Below are 17,413 nucleotides of genomic sequence, written 5' to 3' on the forward strand. Positions count from 1 at the left end.
TACCACGTTTAAGCGTCCTATTGTTAATTCAATAGGGCGTTTTTTGAAAGGATGAGAAATTTGGCAAAGAAAATTATTTTAACAGGTGATCGGCCAACTGGTAAATTACATATTGGTCATTACGTTGGTTCATTGAAGAACCGAGTGGAATTACAAAACTCAGGTGATTATGAAACGTTCATCATGATTGCTGATATGCAGGCGTTGACTGATAATGCCCGCGATCCCGAAAAAATTCGGCACAGTTTGATTCAAGTGGCATTGGATTATTTGGCCGTCGGCATTGACCCTAAAAAGTCAACGATTTTAGTTCAGTCTCAGATCCCGGCTTTACCAGAATTAACCCAACATTATTCTAATTTAGTGACGGTTTCCAGATTAAATCGCAATCCAACTGTCAAGAATGAAATCAAACAGAAGAACTTTGGTCAAAGTGTGCCAGTTGGCTTTGCGATGTATCCAATTAGCCAAGCTGCTGACATTACGGCCTTTAAAGCAACGACTGTTCCGGTGGGTGATGACCAAGAGCCCATGTTGGAACAGACCCGCGAAATTGTCCGCTCATTTAATTCGATTTATAAAGAAGACATTTTGGTTGAACCAGAGGGTTACTTCCCACCAAAGGGCATGGGTCGAATTCCTGGCTTGGATGGGAACGCCAAGATGAGTAAGTCACTTGGCAATGCCATTTACTTATCAGATGACGAAGATACGATTCAAAAGAAAATTATGTCGATGTACACGGATCCCAACCATATTCACGTCGAAGATCCCGGCCAAGTTGAAGGCAACACGGTCTTTACTTACTTGGATATTTTTGATCCGGATAAGAAAAAAGTTGCCGAATTAAAGGAACAATATAGTCATGGTGGCTTGGGCGACGTTAAAATTAAACGTTATCTCAACGAAGTGCTCCAAGCAGAATTGAAGCCAATCAGAGAACGTCGTAATCAGTACGCCAAAGATGAAGCGGGCGTTTATGACATTCTTAAAAAGGGCAGCGAGCATGCAAATGAGGTCGCTAACCAAACGCTTAAAGAGGTTCGTGACGCTATTGGAATCAATTATTTTGATTAAAATATCCAGAAAGGGTGGCCGAAATGGAAAACCTGGTAATTTTGGATATTGGTTCCAATTCCGTCAGAATGGCGATTAACCAAATTTCTAATGATGGTTCCTACCGCGAGATTAAACGGATCAAAAGTGACAGCCGGCTATCTGAAGGGATGGGTAAAGCTAAGATCCTTCAGAAGGACGCGATGGAACGCACGATTAAATCGTTAGCAGATTTCAAACGGATTTATCTTAAGTACAATGCAAAAAAGGTCATTGGAATTGCGACGGCCGCTGTTCGGCAAGCCAAGAATCAGGATGTCTTTTTGAAGGATGTCCAACAACGGATTGGCATTAAGCTTCAAGTCCTGTCTGGGACAGAGGAAGCCTACTACGATTACCTCGGGGTGATTAATCGATTGGGCGCCGAAAATTGCCTTATTTTAGACATTGGTGGGGCCAGTTGTGAACTGATCCGGGTCAGTCATGGCCAAAGTAAAAATCTGACGAGTATCCCAATTGGAGCCGTTAACCTCACAGAACGTTATCATCTGGAAGATGCAATTTCAGGGGCGAATTTATTTAACGCGCAGTTTAATATTCGCAAGCTCTATGCCAAAATTAAATGGTTGAGCCGTTCCTACCATCAACCGTTAGTGCTACTTGGCGGGGCGAACCGCACCCTGGCAAGAATTAATCGCAAACGGCAGCACATGACGCGAATTGATGCGATTCATGGCTATCATTTGACGGCAGAACAGGTTAACCGGACTTATCTGAACTTATTGCGCGGAAATGTGAATCAACGGAGACAAATCCAAGGCTTGGAAAATGACCGCGCTGACATTATTGTCGGCGGTTTATTGCCACTCATTGTGCTAATGGATCGCGTGGATGCCAAAAAAGTATTATTTTCTGAGAGCGGTGTTCGCGAGGGCATTATTACTGAGTACGTCGAAAAAAATTATAATGTCCAATTGGACAAATAAAAGGCTGGCGTCGAGAGTTTTCTTGACCAGCTTTTTATGCCTTTTGAGAATCTATGGTGATATGATGAAGACAAAATGGGATCATTTTTACAAGAAAACATACCAGCAACGACTTGATTTAATTGCTAAGGAAGTGGGGCTGTCAGCCGATCAACTAAACAAGCTGGGCAATGACTCAACAGTTTCCCGAAATTTGATTGAAAACTTTCTTACAGATTATCCACTTCCAGAAGGCGTTGTGACTAATTTGAAGGTCAACGGCCAAGAACATTTAGTCCCAATGGTAACGGAAGAACCGTCAGTGATCGCGGCGGCGAGCAATGGCAGTAAACTGTTGGCAAGCGGGACCGGCATTAAAGCAGAAGTTCTCAGTCATCTCATTGGCGGCCAAATTGTCATCAAAGATTTCCCACTTGCTAAACTGACACAATTCGTTGATCAACATCGACCTGAGCTATTCGCCGTTGCAAACGGTAGTCACCCCCACATTCTACAGTATGGGGGCGGCGCTCAAAAGGTTGGCGTTAGAAAGCTGGACGAGCACTTTACTTCCGTGGATTTAGCCGTCGATCCCGGTGAAGCAATGGGTGCCAACACGATTAATACCATGTTGGAGGCGGTTGCTGCTTGGTTGCAGCAAAAGTTAGCGGTAACCGTTACAATGGCCATTCTGACAAATTTTGAGGCTGAGCGGATCGTTCAAGTGAATGGAACCGTTCCTTTTTCTGCATTAGAAACCCAATCAATGTCAGGTGAAACCGTGGCTAAACGAATCGCTGATGCCAGTCGGATTGCTGAAATTGATCATTACCGAGCTGCGACTCACAATAAAGGCATCATGAACGGAATTGACGCCGCCGTGATTGCGTTTGGCAATGATTGGCGGGCCGTGGAGAGTGCCGCCCATTCATATGCTGCCAAAGATGGTCATTATCGTGGCCTCAGCCAATGGTCGGTTTCAGCCACTGGCCTGGCGGGGCACTTGACGATCCCAATGCCAATCGGTTACGTTGGTGGAGCAACAAAGGTATTGCCGCTGGCTAAAATCAACCAGCAGATTGCCCAAGTCACCAATGTACGTGAAGAAATGAAAGTGATTGCCGCAGTCGGGCTCGCCCAGAATTTAGCGGCTTTAAAAGCGTTGGTTACTGACGGGATCCAGAAGGGGCACATGAATCTTCAACTTAACTCTTTAGCGATGGCCAATGGTGCGACTAGAGAAGAACTCCCAGTAGTGGTCGATCGACTCAAAAAAATGAAGCAGCCAGATTCAACCGATGTGAAACAAATTTTAAGACAGTTAAGGAGATAATTATGGACAACAGTATTAATATCGAATTAAATGACCAGGTCCAAGACTTGATCAACGCCGTGAATAGTCTTTTCCCCGGTACAATTACCGTGACCTTTATTGGTAAATTGCAATCCGGTTATGTTCGACATGATCAGGCTCAAGCAGTTCAGGATGGCAAAAATGTCATTATCCAAATTGCGGATTTAAGTGCCCCAAACTACACGGCGTCACACGAATTGCTTCACTTATTAATGGTATTGCGCGGCTTCCCACAAGTCTTTTACTCATTGACGACTGGGCAAGACAAGTTAGATGAGCAGTTAAAAATGATGGGGACTGAACTCTATGACATCGTTTCCCACTTTGTGGTTGTATCTGAGCAGCGTAAGCATGGTCTGATCAATGACGATATTGAAGAAATGTACATGAAAGGGATTTATGCCACCATCAAGCCTGAGCCAGATCCCTTGGATGATGAAATGATGCTACGCCTGACAACGTTGCTGGATGCCATGGCCTTTTATGGTGACAAGTTATCAACAGTGGCGGATAAACTGAAAAAAGATTTCCCGGTTTCGTATGCAGCTGCTGAAAAGTTATACGCATTAATCACCGACAAACCAACGGATTCTCCATTTGGGTTGAGACGAAATGTCGTAAAGCTATTCAAGGCCTTCGACGCCCAATTGAAAGACTGGGAATTGCCTGCGCTTCATAATACCGAGTTTACGACATTGACGAGTGTGCTGTCGGAACGCCAATTAGGTTTGAAAGTCAAACAATTGTTTGAAGTCTACCATTCTGAATTGATCGAAGTTAACAGTAACACCAAGGCCTATGTTGGCTTTAACCGGGTTGATGACCAAAATTCCTTTGTCATTGCCAATCCAAAGGGTGATCAAGACAATCCAGAATTCTTCAAAGATGTCTATGACAAAACTGTCAAAGAGTTGTTTGACGAGCTCAAAATGCCTTATATTATTAGACAGTAATTAACAAAAATAGGAGGAATACAATGATTGATAAGAAAATTCAACAAGAATTTGACGATGCTAAAAAGATTGTGTTTCTAACTGGTGCAGGGGTTTCCACTGCTTCTGGAATTCCCGATTATCGCTCAAAAGGTGGGTTGTACACCAATGATAAATCTAATCGGCCAGCCGAATATTATTTGAGTTTAGACTGTTTGAGGGATGAACCCAAGGTCTTTTACCAGTATGAAAAGAAAAATATGTATTACCCGGATGCTAAACCAAATGTGATTCATGAGAAGCAGGCGGCCTTCACTCAACAGAAAGATGCCACTGTTGTCACCCAAAACATTGACAGTCTTTATCGAAAAGCCGGCACCCAAAATCTCATTGAATTTCATGGGAATCTGTATAACGTTTATTGCCAGAAATGTCGCAAGAAGGTTGATTATAAAGAATATCTAACTAGCATGTATCATCGAAATTGTGGTGGTATCTTGCGGCCAGACATTGTGTTATACGGTGAGGGCTTAAATCCAAGTGCGATTTCTCAGAGTGTCAGTGCCGTGTCTAATGCTGACTTGATTGTCATCGTTGGTACCTCCATGCGGGTTTATCCGTTTGCAGGGTTAATCGATTATCGTTCTGCTAACGCAACTGTCTTGGCCATCAATGAAGAACAACTGAGTTTCTCGTTTCCATTTACCATGATTAAAGAAAATGCGGTTGATTTCTTCAAGGATCTGAAAGTGAACGCTTAGGGTCGAGAAGGGGTGTAAATCTTGATCACAATAGGATTAACAACTTTTTCGGAGCATCCATCTCTGATTCATGAGAACCGGAAGCTTCGCCTAACTGAATATAGTGCCCACTTTCCGGTAGTTGAGTTGGATACCCCTTTTTACGCTGTTCCTAAAATTGAGGTCATCCAACATTGGCAACAGCAAGTGTCCGATAACTTTCAATTTGTTTTAAAAGCTAACCAAGTGATGACGTTGCATGATCAGGGTAGCGAAGATCCCATTGATAATCAGCAGCGATTAGTTGTTTTTAATGATTATAAACGGGCGGTGGCCCCATTAATGGCAGCTCATCAACTCAAAAGTGTGTTGTTTCAATTTCCGCCCTATTTTTCAAGAGGAGTTGCCGCAATCGAGTATCTGCGGCGGATCCACACGTTCATGGCGGGGTATCCCATCTCAGTGGAGTTCCGCAATCCAAGCTGGTATGGACCCGAGATCACCCGGGATGTGGCTGGTTATCTCAAAGAACTTGGGATGAGCCTAGTGGCTGTTGACGAACCGCACACGACCAACATGGGAGTGCCCTTTGAGCCGATTGTCACCAGCGACGAATTGTGTATCTTACGCCTTCATGGTCGCAACGTGAAGGGCTGGTCTGAACGATCAAAAGATTGGCGCAGTCAGCGAACACTATATCGTTATTCAACCGACGAACTTCAAGATTTTGCCAACACGGTTCAAAAGTTGGCACAACAGACCAAAGAGGTTTGTGTGATCTTCAATAATAATTCCGGTGGTGATGCGGCCGATAATGCACTGGAATTGCAGAAAATGCTGGGCATTTCGTTTAATGGGCTGTCACCATTGCAAATGGATTTGTTTTAAAATGCAAATCCACAAGTGGGTATCAGTTGGAATAAATAAAGCTTTCACGCTGAAAATTGCATACGAGCCGGTTACACTTAGCTTGATATTTGGAGGACTGGACTGTTCAGTGGATCAAAGAATCCAGATTGTGTTTGCTTGTCGATCGATTATGAAAGTGGGCGGAAACAAACCGTCATCCAGACGGGCTGATGTTCGTTGCAAAACTGCTTGTTTTCGCACGCTGTTGTTTGCTATACTTGATTGTAATTATTAAGATTATCAGTTTGGAAAAGAGGTACTTTCATGACAGAAAGTAAGCCAACATTTTATATTACGACACCAATTTATTATCCATCAGGAAGATTACATATTGGAAATTCTTATACCACCATTGCTTGTGACGCTGAAGCGCGTTATAAACGTGCCATGGGTTATGATGTGTTCTTCTTGACTGGGACCGATGAACACGGCCTAAAAATCGAACAAAAAGCGGAACAACTGGGGATGTCTCCTCAAGATTATGTTGATAAAATGGCTGCCACAATTAAGCAATTATGGAAAAAGCTTGAAATTTCAAATACGAAATTTATTCGGACAACCGATGATTACCATGAAAAAGCAGTTGCTGACATTTTTCAGGAATTACTCGATAAAGGTGACATTTATTTAGGTGAATACACGGGTTGGTATTCTGTTTCTGACGAAGAGTACTTTACCGAAAGCCAACTCGCCGAAGTCTATCGTGATGATAATGGTAAAGTGATTGGCGGAAAGGCGCCTAGTGGTCACGAAGTTCAATTGGTTCACGAACAGTCTTACTTCTTCAAAATGAGTAAGTACGCCGATTGGCTGCTCCAGTACTATAAAGATCACCCTGATTTCATCCAGCCAGCAGCTCGAATGAACGAAATGATCAAAAACTTTATTGAACCTGGATTGGAAGACTTGGCGGTTTCGCGGACAACTTTTAGTTGGGGTGTGCCTGTCAAATCGGATCCAAAGCACGTTGTCTATGTTTGGATTGATGCGCTGACCAACTATATCACTGCGCTTGGTTATGACGGAAAAGATGACAGCAACTTCAAGAAATATTGGCCCGCCAACGTTCAAATGGTTGGAAAAGAAATTGTCCGTTTCCACACAATTTACTGGCCAATTATTTTACATGCACTGGGATTACCATTGCCTAAGAAGGTCTTTGGTCACGGTTGGTTGTTAATGAAGAACGGCAAAATGTCCAAGTCAAAAGGCAACGTGATCTATCCTGAAACGTTAGTTGATCGTTATGGATTAGATGCGCTTCGTTATTATTTGCTGCGGGCAATGCCGTACGCCAATGATGGCCTCTTTACGCCTGAAGATTTTGTCGATCGTTTGAATTACGATTTGGCCAATGATCTGGGTAATTTACTTAATCGAACCGTTTCGATGATTAACAAGTATGAAGGTGGCGTTCTCCCTCAAGTCAAAACAGGGGTTACCGATTTTGATAGCGAGCTTGAGGATACCGCCGTCACGGTTATTGCCAATTATAAGAAACTGATGGACGACCTTCATTTTTCAGATGCCTTAAGTGAAGTCTGGAAATTAGTTGCTCAGTCGAATAAGTATATTGATCAGACAGAGCCTTGGAAATTAGCTAAGAATCCTGATGATAAAGCGCAATTGGACTCGGTCATGGCTCATTTGGCTGCTAGCCTGCGAGTGATCGCTGAATTAGTAAGTCCGATCATGACCCATGCACCCCAAGAGATATTTACTCAACTCGGATTGACCGAAGAAATCGATTTGAAGAATCTTGATTTCATGGCACTTCCAGCCGGTGGTCAGACAGTTTCAAAGGGGACACCGATTTTCCCTCGGGTTGAAGTTGATGACGAAGTTAATTTCATCAAGGAACAGATGACCAAAACTGATAAGGCTAAGGGAAGATCTGCAATGAAAGCTGCTGCAGAAAGCCATTTTGATCCTGAAGAAACTAATCTCAACCTGACTAAAAAGGAAGTTCGGTTTGAGGCTTTCGAAAAGATTGAGTTAAAAGTCGCTGAAGTTAAGGATGTCAATAAGGTGGAAGGTGCCGATAAGCTGCTCCAATTCCGATTGGATGCCGGTGATGATGGTGACCGTCAAATCCTGTCAGGGATTGCCCAGTGGTACCCTGATTTCAAGTCCTTAGTTGGCAAAAAAGTCATCATCGTTTCTAACTTGAAGCCAAGAAAGATGCGTGGTCAAGTCAGTCAAGGCATGTTGTTATCTGTTGAGGATAAAGATGGCAATGTTGAATTGGTCACGATCAACCCACACTTTGAAAACGGGATGACATTGGAATAGAAATCAAATGGGCCGATTTTCAGATGTTTTGGAAACGGTCTGTTTTTGTTATTAACAATTTTGAGGTAACTAAATGAAAATTTTTGATTCCCATACGCATTTAAACGATGAAACACTCTATCCGGAAGCCTCCAGGTATTTCAAGCATGCTCAAAACTTAGGGGTTGTCAAACTGGCAAACGTTGGCTCCAATCAGGCACTGAATGACCGCTCCCTAGAGCTGGCTGCTCACTATCCAGATATGTATTCGATCATTGGCTGGCACCCTGAAGATTCGATCTACTATCATGAAGAACAGGAAAAATTGCTGATTGAACAGCTTCAAAGCCCCAAGGTTGTTGCGCTCGGTGAAATTGGTTTGGACTATCATCAAACGACTTCACCTCGGCACATTCAAAAGGACATCTTTAAACGCCAGATTGACATTGCTAAACAACTGCATCTACCAATTTCGGTTCACAACCGAGACGCGTTTGAGGATACTTATGATATTCTCAAGGAAATGGACGTTTCTGGCATTCGGGGGGTCATGCATAGTTTTAACGGTGACTCGGAATGGCTGAAAAAATTTCTCGACTTGGGGATGCTGGTCTCTTATAGTGGGGTTGCCAGTTTTAAGAAAACCAAAGAAATCCACGAGGCGGTTCGTCAGACCCCCTTTGATAGTATGTTAGTGGAGACCGATGCCCCTTATCTCGCCCCGGAACCGTTGCGAGGCAAACAAAATGAGCCCGCCTATACCCTTTATACCGTGGAGGCGATTGCCCGCTTCTGTGATGTCAATCCAGAAGTGATCGCAGCCCACACTTACGAAAATACCTTGAAATTATTTGGAATTGAGGACAAATGAAAAAGATTAAAGAAGTCATCGTCGTTGAAGGCAAGGATGACACCAAAAGAATTCGTCAAGCAGTTGACGCCGACACAATCGAAACCCGTGGATCGGCCATTCCCCAAGAAACCCTGGATCTGATTTCCGAGCTGGCCAAAACCCGTGGCGTGATTGTGTTTACTGACCCCGACTTTTCGGGTGAAAAGATTCGCAAAACAATCGCGGCAGAAGTTCCGAATGTGAAGCATGCATTTATTACCAAGAAGCAGGGCGTTCCGAACCGTTCTGTGGGATCCTTGGGAGTTGAGCACGCCAGCGTTGAATCAATTCGCCAGGCCCTTAGCCGAGTCTATACGGAGGATGATTCGGCTGCTGAACTCATTTCACGAGCTGAATTGATTCAAGACGGCTTGATGGGCAATCCAGATGCCAAACGACGACGAGAGAAGTTGGGTGAAATTTTAGGAATTGGCTATGTCAATGGCAAACAGCTGCAGCATCGCCTGCGAATGTTTGGTATCACGCATGACCAATTTCTGGCTGCCCTTAGACAAATTGATGGAGATAATAAAAATGACTGAATACCCTGCAATTGCCAGTCCTGCGAGGACCCAGGCAATTTTGAACCGTTACCGGCTGTCTGCTAAAAAAAGCCTTGGCCAAAATTTCTTGGTTGATCTTAACATTTTGGACAACATCGTTGAAGCCGCTGAAATTACCAGTGATGACGACGTGATTGAAATTGGTCCTGGAATCGGTGGGTTAACGGAACAGTTAGCTAAGGCTGCCCATAAAGTCCTTGGTTTTGAAATTGATGAAAACCTGCTGCCGGTATTGCAAGAGACTTTGGCACCCTATGACAATATTGAGATTATTAACGAGGATATTCTGAAGGCAAATTTACCTCAAGTGGTTAAAGAACGGTTTACGGGGAAACATCCACTGAAAGTGGTTGCCAATCTGCCATATTACATTACAACGCCAATTGTGATGAATCTCTTGGCAGGCGATCTTAAATTTGATGCCATTGTGGTCATGATGCAAAAAGAAGTTGCGGAACGACTGACTGCCGTCCCAAGTACCAAGCCTTATGGTTCCTTGTCAGTGATTGTCCAAGAAATGAATAACGTTGAAATTTCATTTATTGTTCCCAGAACGGCGTTCATTCCTCAGCCAAACGTTGACTCCGCAATCGTTAAGCTCACCCAAAAAAAAGCTAAGGAAACCGTTCCTTTCGATGAAAAAAGATTTGCGGGATTTGTCCGGGGATGCTTTATGCACCAACGAAAGACACTTTGGAATAATCTGTTAGGCTTTTTTGGCAAGACTGACGAAGCCAAGGGCGCTATTACTAAAGTGTTAACGGAGGTCCAAATTGATCCCGGTGCCCGTTCAGAACAGCTGACAATTGATCAGTTTGTCCAGTTAGCGAATGCCTTTCATGACAATGGTATCTTAAACTAATCTTTAAACTTTTGTAGTTGAAAGTGAAAGTTGTTTGTGGTAAAATTTGCGATTTCATAACTCACGTGGTATAATGACTTATCGTGAGGTGATTTGGATGCCAGTTACGCTGTCAGTGATTAAGCATAAGATGGACGACCATATCGGTCAACACGTTTTGGTGACTTCGCAAATAGGTCGAAGAAAAACAACAAAACGTCATGGGATTTTGAAAGAAACTTTTCCAGCTGTGTTTGTTGTGGAGTTAGATCCAGGGAAATCTAGCTTTGAACGCGTTTCTTATAGCTATACCGATATTTTAACCAAGAATATTGAGGTAGATTTTGATGCCGCTCAAGTAAGCTAAGAGTTCGTATCAATCTTTTGGGGGCCGGATGGCCTTTTTATTTTGCCATTTTTCGGTGATAGCCACTGACAACTAGACCATTATTTAGTATAATTTTGATAATAATAAGTAAATTGTAAGGGGGTGGCGCAGATGAAAATGATGGTTCGGGCTCCGGCAAAGCTGAACTTGGGCCTTGATACGCCATTTGCCCACTCCGACGGCGCGATTGAGTGGCGGATGGTCATGACTTCCATCGGCCTCAGCGACCACGTGCAGATTGAAACAACCACTTCCTCAAAAATTCAAATTATTTCTGATAGCGGCTTTTTACCGAATGATAAGAGGAACCTTGCTTATCAAGCAGCCCATTTATTTTTGAAGCGAACCGGCGTCACCAGCGGCCTCAACATTACAATCGAAAAGAACATCCCAGTTGCGGCCGGATTAGGTGGCGGGTCATCAGATGCTGCTGCCGTTTTGCGGGGACTGAATGACATGTTTGATACCCAACTTTCATTAGAGGAAATGGCAAAGTTGGGGCTCGCCATTGATTCTGATGTGCCGTATTGTGTGTATGGAAGAACCGCGTTGGTGAGTGGCCGAGGAGAAATTGTGACGCCATTGCGGCCGCTACCCAAAATGTGGTTCGTGCTTGCCAAACCCAATGTCAGTGTATCAACGCCGCGAATTTTACGCCGGTTACGTTACACCCAAGTTGATCATCCCAACATTGAAGGCTTACTTGAAGGTATTGAGCAATCAGATTACGCGCAAATTGTTGCGAATTTAGGGAACACGTTGGAACCGATTACCGCCTCGAGTCATCCCCAGATTCAAGTCATTAAGGATCGTTTGCTAAAATATGGCGCGGACGGTTCTCAGATGAGTGGCAGTGGACCGACTGTTTTTGGGGTTTGCCACAGCGAATCCCGTGCCCGACGGATTTATAATAGTATTTCAGGATTTTGCCATGAAGTTTATGTTGCTCAGCCAACGTGTTGAGTAAAAATAGGGTTGCACCAAAGCAGAATGCATCGTTTTGGTTAAGCAACCCTTTAATTATGCATTTGCGGATTGACAAAATTGTGATTTACTCTAAACTAAAATAGTAATTATTACTTTTTACAATAATTGTTGGAGGTATTCATTTGAGTGACACATTAATTTCAGTTGAAGACTTATCGCTAAGTTTTCCCAATCACCCAGTGTTATCTGGACTCAGCTTTCAGGTCAACCGGGGGGATTTTCTTGGCGTGATCGGTGAAAATGGGATTGGCAAGACAACCTTGGTGCGGGTGATTTTAGGCCAACTGCATCCGTCTGCAGGTAAAGTTGTCATCAAAGATGGGGTTCGAATTGGGTACGTTCCCCAGTTTCGGAATATCGATGTTGAGTATCCACTTGCGATCAAGGACTTTGTTGCCTTAAATTTTACGGGGCTCAAGCTGCCTTGGCTATCGAAGAAAGAACGAACGCGGGTCCATCAAGTGATTCATCAAGTTGGTCTCGAACATATTGCTGACCGGCCACTGGGTTTGGCTTCAGGCGGTGAAAAGCAGAAGGCGTATCTCGCTCAGGCATTAATCAACCATCCTGACCTATTAATCCTGGATGAGTCCACTGCCAGCCTCGATCCTAACACTAAGAAAGAGTTGCTCGATGTTGTTTTCCGACTCAACAAAACAACCGGGTTAACGATCCTATTTGTTTCTCATGATATGCAGATGATTCACGAATATCCTGATCATTACTTGTGGTTGAAAAAGGGACATTATGAATCCGGACCAATTGAAGATCTGCACAATGAAAACAAGGAGGGACAATATGTTTAGTTTTGAGTTTATGCAAAACGCTTATTTGGCTGGGACCTTGATCGCGATTGTCAGTGGGATGATGGGGGTATTCGTGGTTGCCAGGAATATGCCATTCATGACCCATACTTTGTCAGAAATTGGGTTTGCCGGAGCTGCGTTTGGGATTTTCATCGGCTGGACACCATTGAATGGGATGCTGGCGTTTACGACCGTTAGTTCAATCATGGTTGGTGAATTAAGCGGAGCAGTTGAATCAAGGCGGGAATCAGTCATTAGTGCTATTTCGGGACTGTTTATTGGCTTGGGAATTTTGTTTTTGTCGCTGTCCCAAAAGAATTCCAGTTATGCAACCAACATTTTGTTTGGAAGTGTGATTGGGATTAGTCGCCAAGATGTTATTCAAATGGCGGCATTATCGATTTTAGTGTTGGTGGTCTTACTGTTAATTTTCAGAAACCTAAAAGATGATTCGTTTGATCCGGTTGGCGCTCAAACAAACCACATTTATCGCAACATCATTTCAATCATTTTCTTGATTATGTTGGCCTTTAATGTCAGTGTGGCAGCCCAAATTGTTGGCTCCTTATTGATTTTCGTTTTATTGACGTTGCCGGCTTCCAGTGCTAAATACTTTGCGCACACGGTTCTTCAGATGATGGCTTTGGCAGTTGGGTTTGCGTTATTCGGTGTTTGGGTTGGCCTGTATTTGGGGTATCTCACAAATTGGCCGGTTACTTTCTTCATTTCTTCAATTGAAGCAGCAATTTATGGGATTTCATTGTTTTACAACTTCATTCGGAGCAAAAGCAAATAAAACAGTTTAAATTTATTATATTTTTCTATATATTCCCCTAAAGACGAACATTTATGATAAGATTTTAGTATATGTTACATAAAGTAGAGGTGGAATTTTTGAAAGTACGAAGAAGCGATCGGTTGATTGACATGACCAGATACTTGCTTGAACGGCCCCATACGTTGATCCCGTTGACGTTTTTTGCTGAACGGTATGGGTCTGCCAAGTCTTCAATTAGTGAAGACCTAACAATTTTGAAACGAACTTTTCAAGCCAGGGGGACTGGCTTGCTTGAAACCATTCCTGGTGCTGCCGGGGGAACCCGGTTCTTGCCCTATATTTTAAAAGAAGAGGCTGTCCAGGTCGTTAATCACCTGATTGAACAGATGTCTTCCAACACCAGGTATTTGCCGGGTGGCTATGTTTATATGTCTGATTTACTGGGCAACCCAGCGACCTTAAGAGAAATTGGGCGGGTTTTTGCCACTCAATATCTTAATCAAGATGTGGATGCGGTCATGACCATTGCAACCAAGGGTGTGCCAATTGCTCAAAGTGTCGCCGATTTCTTAAACGTCCCGTTTGTGATCGTGAGACATGATACTGAAATCACCGAAGGCTCGACGGTTAATGTGAATTATGTATCCGGCTCTTCTACCAGGATTGAAAAGATGTCGTTATCCAAACGAAGCCTCAAACCGGATTCCAACGTGCTGATCGTTGATGATTATATGCGTGGTGGTGGCACAGTTGGCGGGATGATTTCGATGGTTGAAGAGTTTGACGCGAATTTGATTGGCGTGGGAGTCGTTGCTGAAAGCACCGCGCCAAACGGTCGCTCAATTGGCAATTACACGTCATTGATGCGGGTTGACGCCAAAGACAACACGGTTATTTCACAACCAGGAAATTATCTAGACAAGATTTTTAATTAGAATGCATTGGGGAGACATTGATAATGGCAACAAAGAATACAATCATATTAGCAGCTGGCAAAGGTACCCGAATGAAATCCAAGCTGTATAAGGTGCTCCATCGCCTATGCGGTAAAACGATGGTTGATCATGTGCTGACCGCCGTTGAAGGTGCTCACATGGACAATATTGTAACCGTTGTGGGATTCGGTGCCGATGCAGTTCGCGATAACTTGGGTGATCGTACTCAGTATGTCGTTCAAGAAAAACAGCTTGGGACTGGTCATGCCGTTTTGCAGGCAGAGCAGCTCTTAGGTCATTTAGACGGAATGACGATGGTTGTCAGCGGAGATACCCCGCTGTTTACGACCAAAACATTTGAAGATTTATTTACTTATCACCAAAATAAAAAGGCCAAAGTCACCATTTTGACTTCCAAAGCACCAAATCCAACTGGTTATGGCCGGATCGTGCGCAATGATTTGGGAATTGTTGAAAAAATTGTTGAACAAAAGGATGCCACTAAAGAAGAGCAGGCGATTGATGAAATTAACACCGGTGTCTACGTGTTTGACAACCGGGCCCTGTTCGAAGCACTCCACAAGATTAACAATCACAATGCGCAAGGCGAGTACTATTTAACCGACGTCATTGAAATCTTGAAGGCAGAAGGTGAAACAATTGCTGCTTACAAGATGGCTGATTTTGACGAAACAATGGGTGTCAATGATCGCTTGGCACTCGCAACGGCGACTAAAATCATGCGTTGTCGGATTAACCGTCAGCACATGAAAGACGGTATTTCGATGATCGATCCTGAGCGGACCTATATCGATAGCGATGTCAAGATTGGCTCAGACACGATTATTGAACCAGGTGTCCAGCTCAAAGGACAGACGGTGATTGGTGAAGATTGTTATATCGGCGCTAATTCTGAAATTCGTGATTCAATTATTCACGATCATGTCACGGTCACTTCTTCGTTAATCGAGCAGTCTGAAATGATGGACCACTCAGATATTGGTCCTAATAGTCACCTGCGTCCTCAAGCAATGATTGGCAAGCATGTTCATCTTGGTAACTTTGTTGAAGTTAAGAAGGCCTCGATTGGTGAAGGCACCAAAGTCGGTCATTTGACCTATGTTGGTAACGCCAAACTTGGTAAGAACATCAATGTGGGCTGTGGCGTGATTTTCGTCAATTACGATGGCGCTCACAAGCATGAAACCACTGTTGGTGATGATTCCTTTATTGGAAGCAACTCCAATTTAATCGCACCGCTTGAAGTAGCTGATCACTCATTTATTGCTGCCGGGTCAACGATTAACCGCCAAGTTAATCAATACGACATGGCGATTGCCCGTAGTAGGCAGACCAATAAACCCGGCTATTTCAAAAAATTACCATATCAAAAGGATTAACGCTGAAATTTTTAGCGAAAACATTGTATAATCAATGTGGGAAAGCGAATTGAACTAATAAAACGTATGGGAGGATCATATGTCTCAGCAATATTTTGATTCTAAACTTAAAATTTTCGCGTTAAACTCTAACCGGCCATTAGCGGAAAAAATCGCCGAAACAGTTGGTGTACCGCTTGGTAAGACCTCCGTTGACCGGTTTAGTGATGGTGAAATCAGGATTAACATCGAAGAAAGTATTCGTGGTGATAATATCTTTATCATCCAATCAACTTCAGCTCCTGTGAACGATAATTTAATGGAACTATTAATCATGGTAGATGCCTTAAGAAGAGCCAGTGCGGGAACGATTAATGTTGTGATTCCTTACTATGGTTACGCACGTCAGGATCGAAAGGCCCGATCACGTGAACCAATTACCGCCAAGTTAGTTGCAAATATGCTTCAAAAAGATGGTGTTGACCGGGTCGTATCACTCGATCTTCATGCTGCCCAGATCCAAGGCTTCTTCGATATCCCTGTCGATCATTTAATGGGGGCCCCATTACTAGCCGATCATTTTATCAAGCAAGGGTTCGGGAGTGATGATGTCGTGGTTTCTCCTGATCACGGCGGAGTTTCTCGGGCTCGGGCATTGGCTGAGTTTTTAAAGGCGCCCATTGCCATTATTGACAAACGTCGTCCTCAAGCCAACGTTGCTGAAATTATGAACATCATTGGTGATGTGTCAGGTAAACGTTGTTTAATGATTGATGATATGATTGACACTGCTGGGACAATCACGCTTGGTGCCCAAGCGCTAATGGATGCAGGAGCCTCTGAAGTTTATGCATGTTGTACCCATCCAGTATTGTCAGGTCCGGCAATTGAACGAATTAAAAAGTCACCGATCAAGCAGCTGGTGGTGACTGATACCATTCAGTTACCAAAGGAAAAGCAATTGGACAAGATTCAGCAAGTTTCTGTTGGGCCGTTGATTGGTGATGCCATTAAACGGATCAATGAAGACAAGCCGGTGAGTCCACTCTTTAGAAATAGATTTCGTGGTGATAAGGGTTAATGGTTGAAAAGCTCAAAACGCATATAACGGCAACTTGTGTTGTTGGTATTTTAGTGATCAACTTACTATTAGTTCTGTTTGGTGTCCCAAAGATTGCATTAGGTAACGCAGACTTTTTGCTGGGGTTATTTTTAACTGTCTTGGCATCAATTTTCGTTGTCGGGTCCGGCCACCTATTCACTGGCTGGCGGTTTATTCCAAAAAAGAAAAAAACGGATTTGGAATCAGAGAATGACCCCAAGCATCCTAAAGCAAAAGATGTTGCATCGATTAAAAATCAACCTATTAAAGTTAACAAATACGCTCGTTTTTGTATTGCCACGGGTGGTTTGCTAATTGCTTTGGGAATTATACTCACGATTATTTAAAGAAGTAAATTGGGACGAAAGGTGCTTTGATCCCAGAATTTAAGTCAAAAAAGCAGACTGGGACGAAAGGCGATTTGATCCCAGAATTTAACAAGAAAAACCAGTTATTCCTGATGTTGGAATAACTGGTTTTTCTTGTTAAATGGCCGGGATCAGCCGTTTGTCGCG

The 17,413-nt window shown here is 43.4% G+C and carries 18 protein-coding genes; all 18 read left to right on the top strand.

The window, feature by feature from the left end:
• The first annotated feature begins 51 nt into the window (after positions 1–51).
• The 18 genes from trpS to FD12_RS03080 all read left to right on the top strand — a co-directional run bounded on the left by trpS (position 52) and on the right by FD12_RS03080 (position 17,245).
• Positions 52–1,077 carry a tryptophan--tRNA ligase gene (trpS, locus tag FD12_RS02995; protein ID WP_420843357.1) on the top strand — a complete coding sequence of 342 codons (1,026 nt, stop codon included), beginning with the start codon at positions 52–54 and terminating at the stop codon, positions 1,075–1,077.
• Between the two features lie 23 nt (positions 1,078–1,100).
• Complete coding sequence (locus FD12_RS03000) at positions 1,101–2,042, top strand: Ppx/GppA family phosphatase (RefSeq protein WP_056981608.1); 942 nt, start codon at positions 1,101–1,103, stop codon at positions 2,040–2,042.
• A 64-nt stretch (positions 2,043–2,106) separates the two neighbouring features.
• Positions 2,107–3,354 (top strand): hydroxymethylglutaryl-CoA reductase, degradative, encoded by a 1,248-nt coding sequence (locus FD12_RS03005; RefSeq protein ID WP_056981610.1) that lies wholly within the window; start codon positions 2,107–2,109, stop codon positions 3,352–3,354.
• A 2-nt stretch (positions 3,355–3,356) separates the two neighbouring features.
• Positions 3,357–4,328: a hypothetical protein gene (locus FD12_RS03010; protein ID WP_056981612.1), complete on the top strand. Its 972-nt coding sequence runs from the start codon at positions 3,357–3,359 to the stop codon at positions 4,326–4,328.
• A gap of 23 nt (positions 4,329–4,351) precedes the next feature.
• Positions 4,352–5,068 (top strand): NAD-dependent protein deacylase, encoded by a 717-nt coding sequence (locus FD12_RS03015; protein WP_054747271.1) that lies wholly within the window; start codon positions 4,352–4,354, stop codon positions 5,066–5,068.
• 21 nt (positions 5,069–5,089) lie between these two features.
• Positions 5,090–5,935, top strand: a complete 846-nt coding sequence (locus FD12_RS03020; protein ID WP_054747269.1) for a DUF72 domain-containing protein — start codon at positions 5,090–5,092, stop codon at positions 5,933–5,935.
• 285 nt (positions 5,936–6,220) lie between these two features.
• Positions 6,221–8,248, top strand: a complete 2,028-nt coding sequence (gene metG / locus FD12_RS03025) for a methionine--tRNA ligase (protein WP_056981614.1) — start codon at positions 6,221–6,223, stop codon at positions 8,246–8,248.
• A gap of 73 nt (positions 8,249–8,321) precedes the next feature.
• A complete protein-coding gene (locus FD12_RS03030) occupies positions 8,322–9,098 on the top strand; it encodes a TatD family hydrolase (RefSeq protein WP_054747267.1) in 777 nt (258 codons plus the stop codon).
• On the top strand, positions 9,095–9,661 hold the full coding sequence (gene rnmV / locus FD12_RS03035) for a ribonuclease M5 (protein WP_054747265.1): 567 nt from the start codon (positions 9,095–9,097) through the stop codon (positions 9,659–9,661). The genes FD12_RS03030 and rnmV overlap by 4 nt, the downstream gene beginning before the upstream one ends.
• Positions 9,654–10,544, top strand: coding sequence for a 16S rRNA (adenine(1518)-N(6)/adenine(1519)-N(6))-dimethyltransferase RsmA (gene rsmA / locus FD12_RS03040; RefSeq protein ID WP_082622148.1), 891 nt, complete (start codon positions 9,654–9,656; stop codon positions 10,542–10,544). Before rnmV ends, rsmA begins: the two co-directional genes overlap by 8 nt.
• 97 nt (positions 10,545–10,641) lie before the next feature.
• On the top strand, positions 10,642–10,890 hold the full coding sequence (locus FD12_RS03045; protein WP_054747263.1) for a Veg family protein: 249 nt from the start codon (positions 10,642–10,644) through the stop codon (positions 10,888–10,890).
• Between the two features lie 132 nt (positions 10,891–11,022).
• Complete coding sequence (gene ispE / locus FD12_RS03050) at positions 11,023–11,874, top strand: 4-(cytidine 5'-diphospho)-2-C-methyl-D-erythritol kinase (protein ID WP_054747260.1); 852 nt, start codon at positions 11,023–11,025, stop codon at positions 11,872–11,874.
• A 146-nt stretch (positions 11,875–12,020) separates the two neighbouring features.
• The gene (locus FD12_RS03055) at positions 12,021–12,704 is read left to right on the top strand and encodes a metal ABC transporter ATP-binding protein (RefSeq protein WP_056981617.1); all 684 of its coding nucleotides are present in this window, start codon (positions 12,021–12,023) and stop codon (positions 12,702–12,704) included.
• Positions 12,697–13,500: a metal ABC transporter permease gene (locus tag FD12_RS03060; protein WP_056981619.1), complete on the top strand. Its 804-nt coding sequence runs from the start codon at positions 12,697–12,699 to the stop codon at positions 13,498–13,500. Before FD12_RS03055 ends, FD12_RS03060 begins: the two co-directional genes overlap by 8 nt.
• Before the next feature lie 98 nt (positions 13,501–13,598).
• A complete protein-coding gene (purR, locus tag FD12_RS03065; protein WP_186825936.1) occupies positions 13,599–14,417 on the top strand; it encodes a pur operon repressor in 819 nt (272 codons plus the stop codon).
• Positions 14,418–14,440: 23 nt separating this feature from the next.
• Positions 14,441–15,817, top strand: coding sequence for a bifunctional UDP-N-acetylglucosamine diphosphorylase/glucosamine-1-phosphate N-acetyltransferase GlmU (gene glmU / locus FD12_RS03070; RefSeq protein WP_056981621.1), 1,377 nt, complete (start codon positions 14,441–14,443; stop codon positions 15,815–15,817).
• A gap of 79 nt (positions 15,818–15,896) precedes the next feature.
• On the top strand, positions 15,897–16,877 hold the full coding sequence (locus FD12_RS03075) for a ribose-phosphate diphosphokinase (protein WP_056981623.1): 981 nt from the start codon (positions 15,897–15,899) through the stop codon (positions 16,875–16,877).
• The gene (locus FD12_RS03080; protein WP_056981625.1) at positions 16,877–17,245 is read left to right on the top strand and encodes a DUF3899 domain-containing protein; all 369 of its coding nucleotides are present in this window, start codon (positions 16,877–16,879) and stop codon (positions 17,243–17,245) included. Before FD12_RS03075 ends, FD12_RS03080 begins: the two co-directional genes overlap by 1 nt.
• The last annotated feature ends 168 nt before the right edge of the window (positions 17,246–17,413 follow it).

It is taken from the genome of Lentilactobacillus rapi DSM 19907 = JCM 15042, from assembly GCF_001436255.1.
Taxonomy (GTDB): domain Bacteria; phylum Bacillota; class Bacilli; order Lactobacillales; family Lactobacillaceae; genus Lentilactobacillus; species Lentilactobacillus rapi.

Coding starts and splice junctions, on each gene's coding strand:
- trpS (WP_420843357.1), top strand. CDS start 52: ATGAGAAATTTGGCAAAGAAAATTATTTTAACAGGTGATCGGCCAACT.
- FD12_RS03000 (WP_056981608.1), top strand. CDS start 1,101: ATGGAAAACCTGGTAATTTTGGATATTGGTTCCAATTCCGTCAGAATG.
- FD12_RS03005 (WP_056981610.1), top strand. CDS start 2,107: ATGAAGACAAAATGGGATCATTTTTACAAGAAAACATACCAGCAACGA.
- FD12_RS03010 (WP_056981612.1), top strand. CDS start 3,357: ATGGACAACAGTATTAATATCGAATTAAATGACCAGGTCCAAGACTTG.
- FD12_RS03015 (WP_054747271.1), top strand. CDS start 4,352: ATGATTGATAAGAAAATTCAACAAGAATTTGACGATGCTAAAAAGATT.
- metG (WP_056981614.1), top strand. CDS start 6,221: ATGACAGAAAGTAAGCCAACATTTTATATTACGACACCAATTTATTAT.
- FD12_RS03030 (WP_054747267.1), top strand. CDS start 8,322: ATGAAAATTTTTGATTCCCATACGCATTTAAACGATGAAACACTCTAT.
- rnmV (WP_054747265.1), top strand. CDS start 9,095: ATGAAAAAGATTAAAGAAGTCATCGTCGTTGAAGGCAAGGATGACACC.
- rsmA (WP_082622148.1), top strand. CDS start 9,654: ATGACTGAATACCCTGCAATTGCCAGTCCTGCGAGGACCCAGGCAATT.
- FD12_RS03045 (WP_054747263.1), top strand. CDS start 10,642: ATGCCAGTTACGCTGTCAGTGATTAAGCATAAGATGGACGACCATATC.
- ispE (WP_054747260.1), top strand. CDS start 11,023: ATGAAAATGATGGTTCGGGCTCCGGCAAAGCTGAACTTGGGCCTTGAT.
- FD12_RS03060 (WP_056981619.1), top strand. CDS start 12,697: ATGTTTAGTTTTGAGTTTATGCAAAACGCTTATTTGGCTGGGACCTTG.
- glmU (WP_056981621.1), top strand. CDS start 14,441: ATGGCAACAAAGAATACAATCATATTAGCAGCTGGCAAAGGTACCCGA.
- FD12_RS03075 (WP_056981623.1), top strand. CDS start 15,897: ATGTCTCAGCAATATTTTGATTCTAAACTTAAAATTTTCGCGTTAAAC.
- FD12_RS03080 (WP_056981625.1), top strand. CDS start 16,877: ATGGTTGAAAAGCTCAAAACGCATATAACGGCAACTTGTGTTGTTGGT.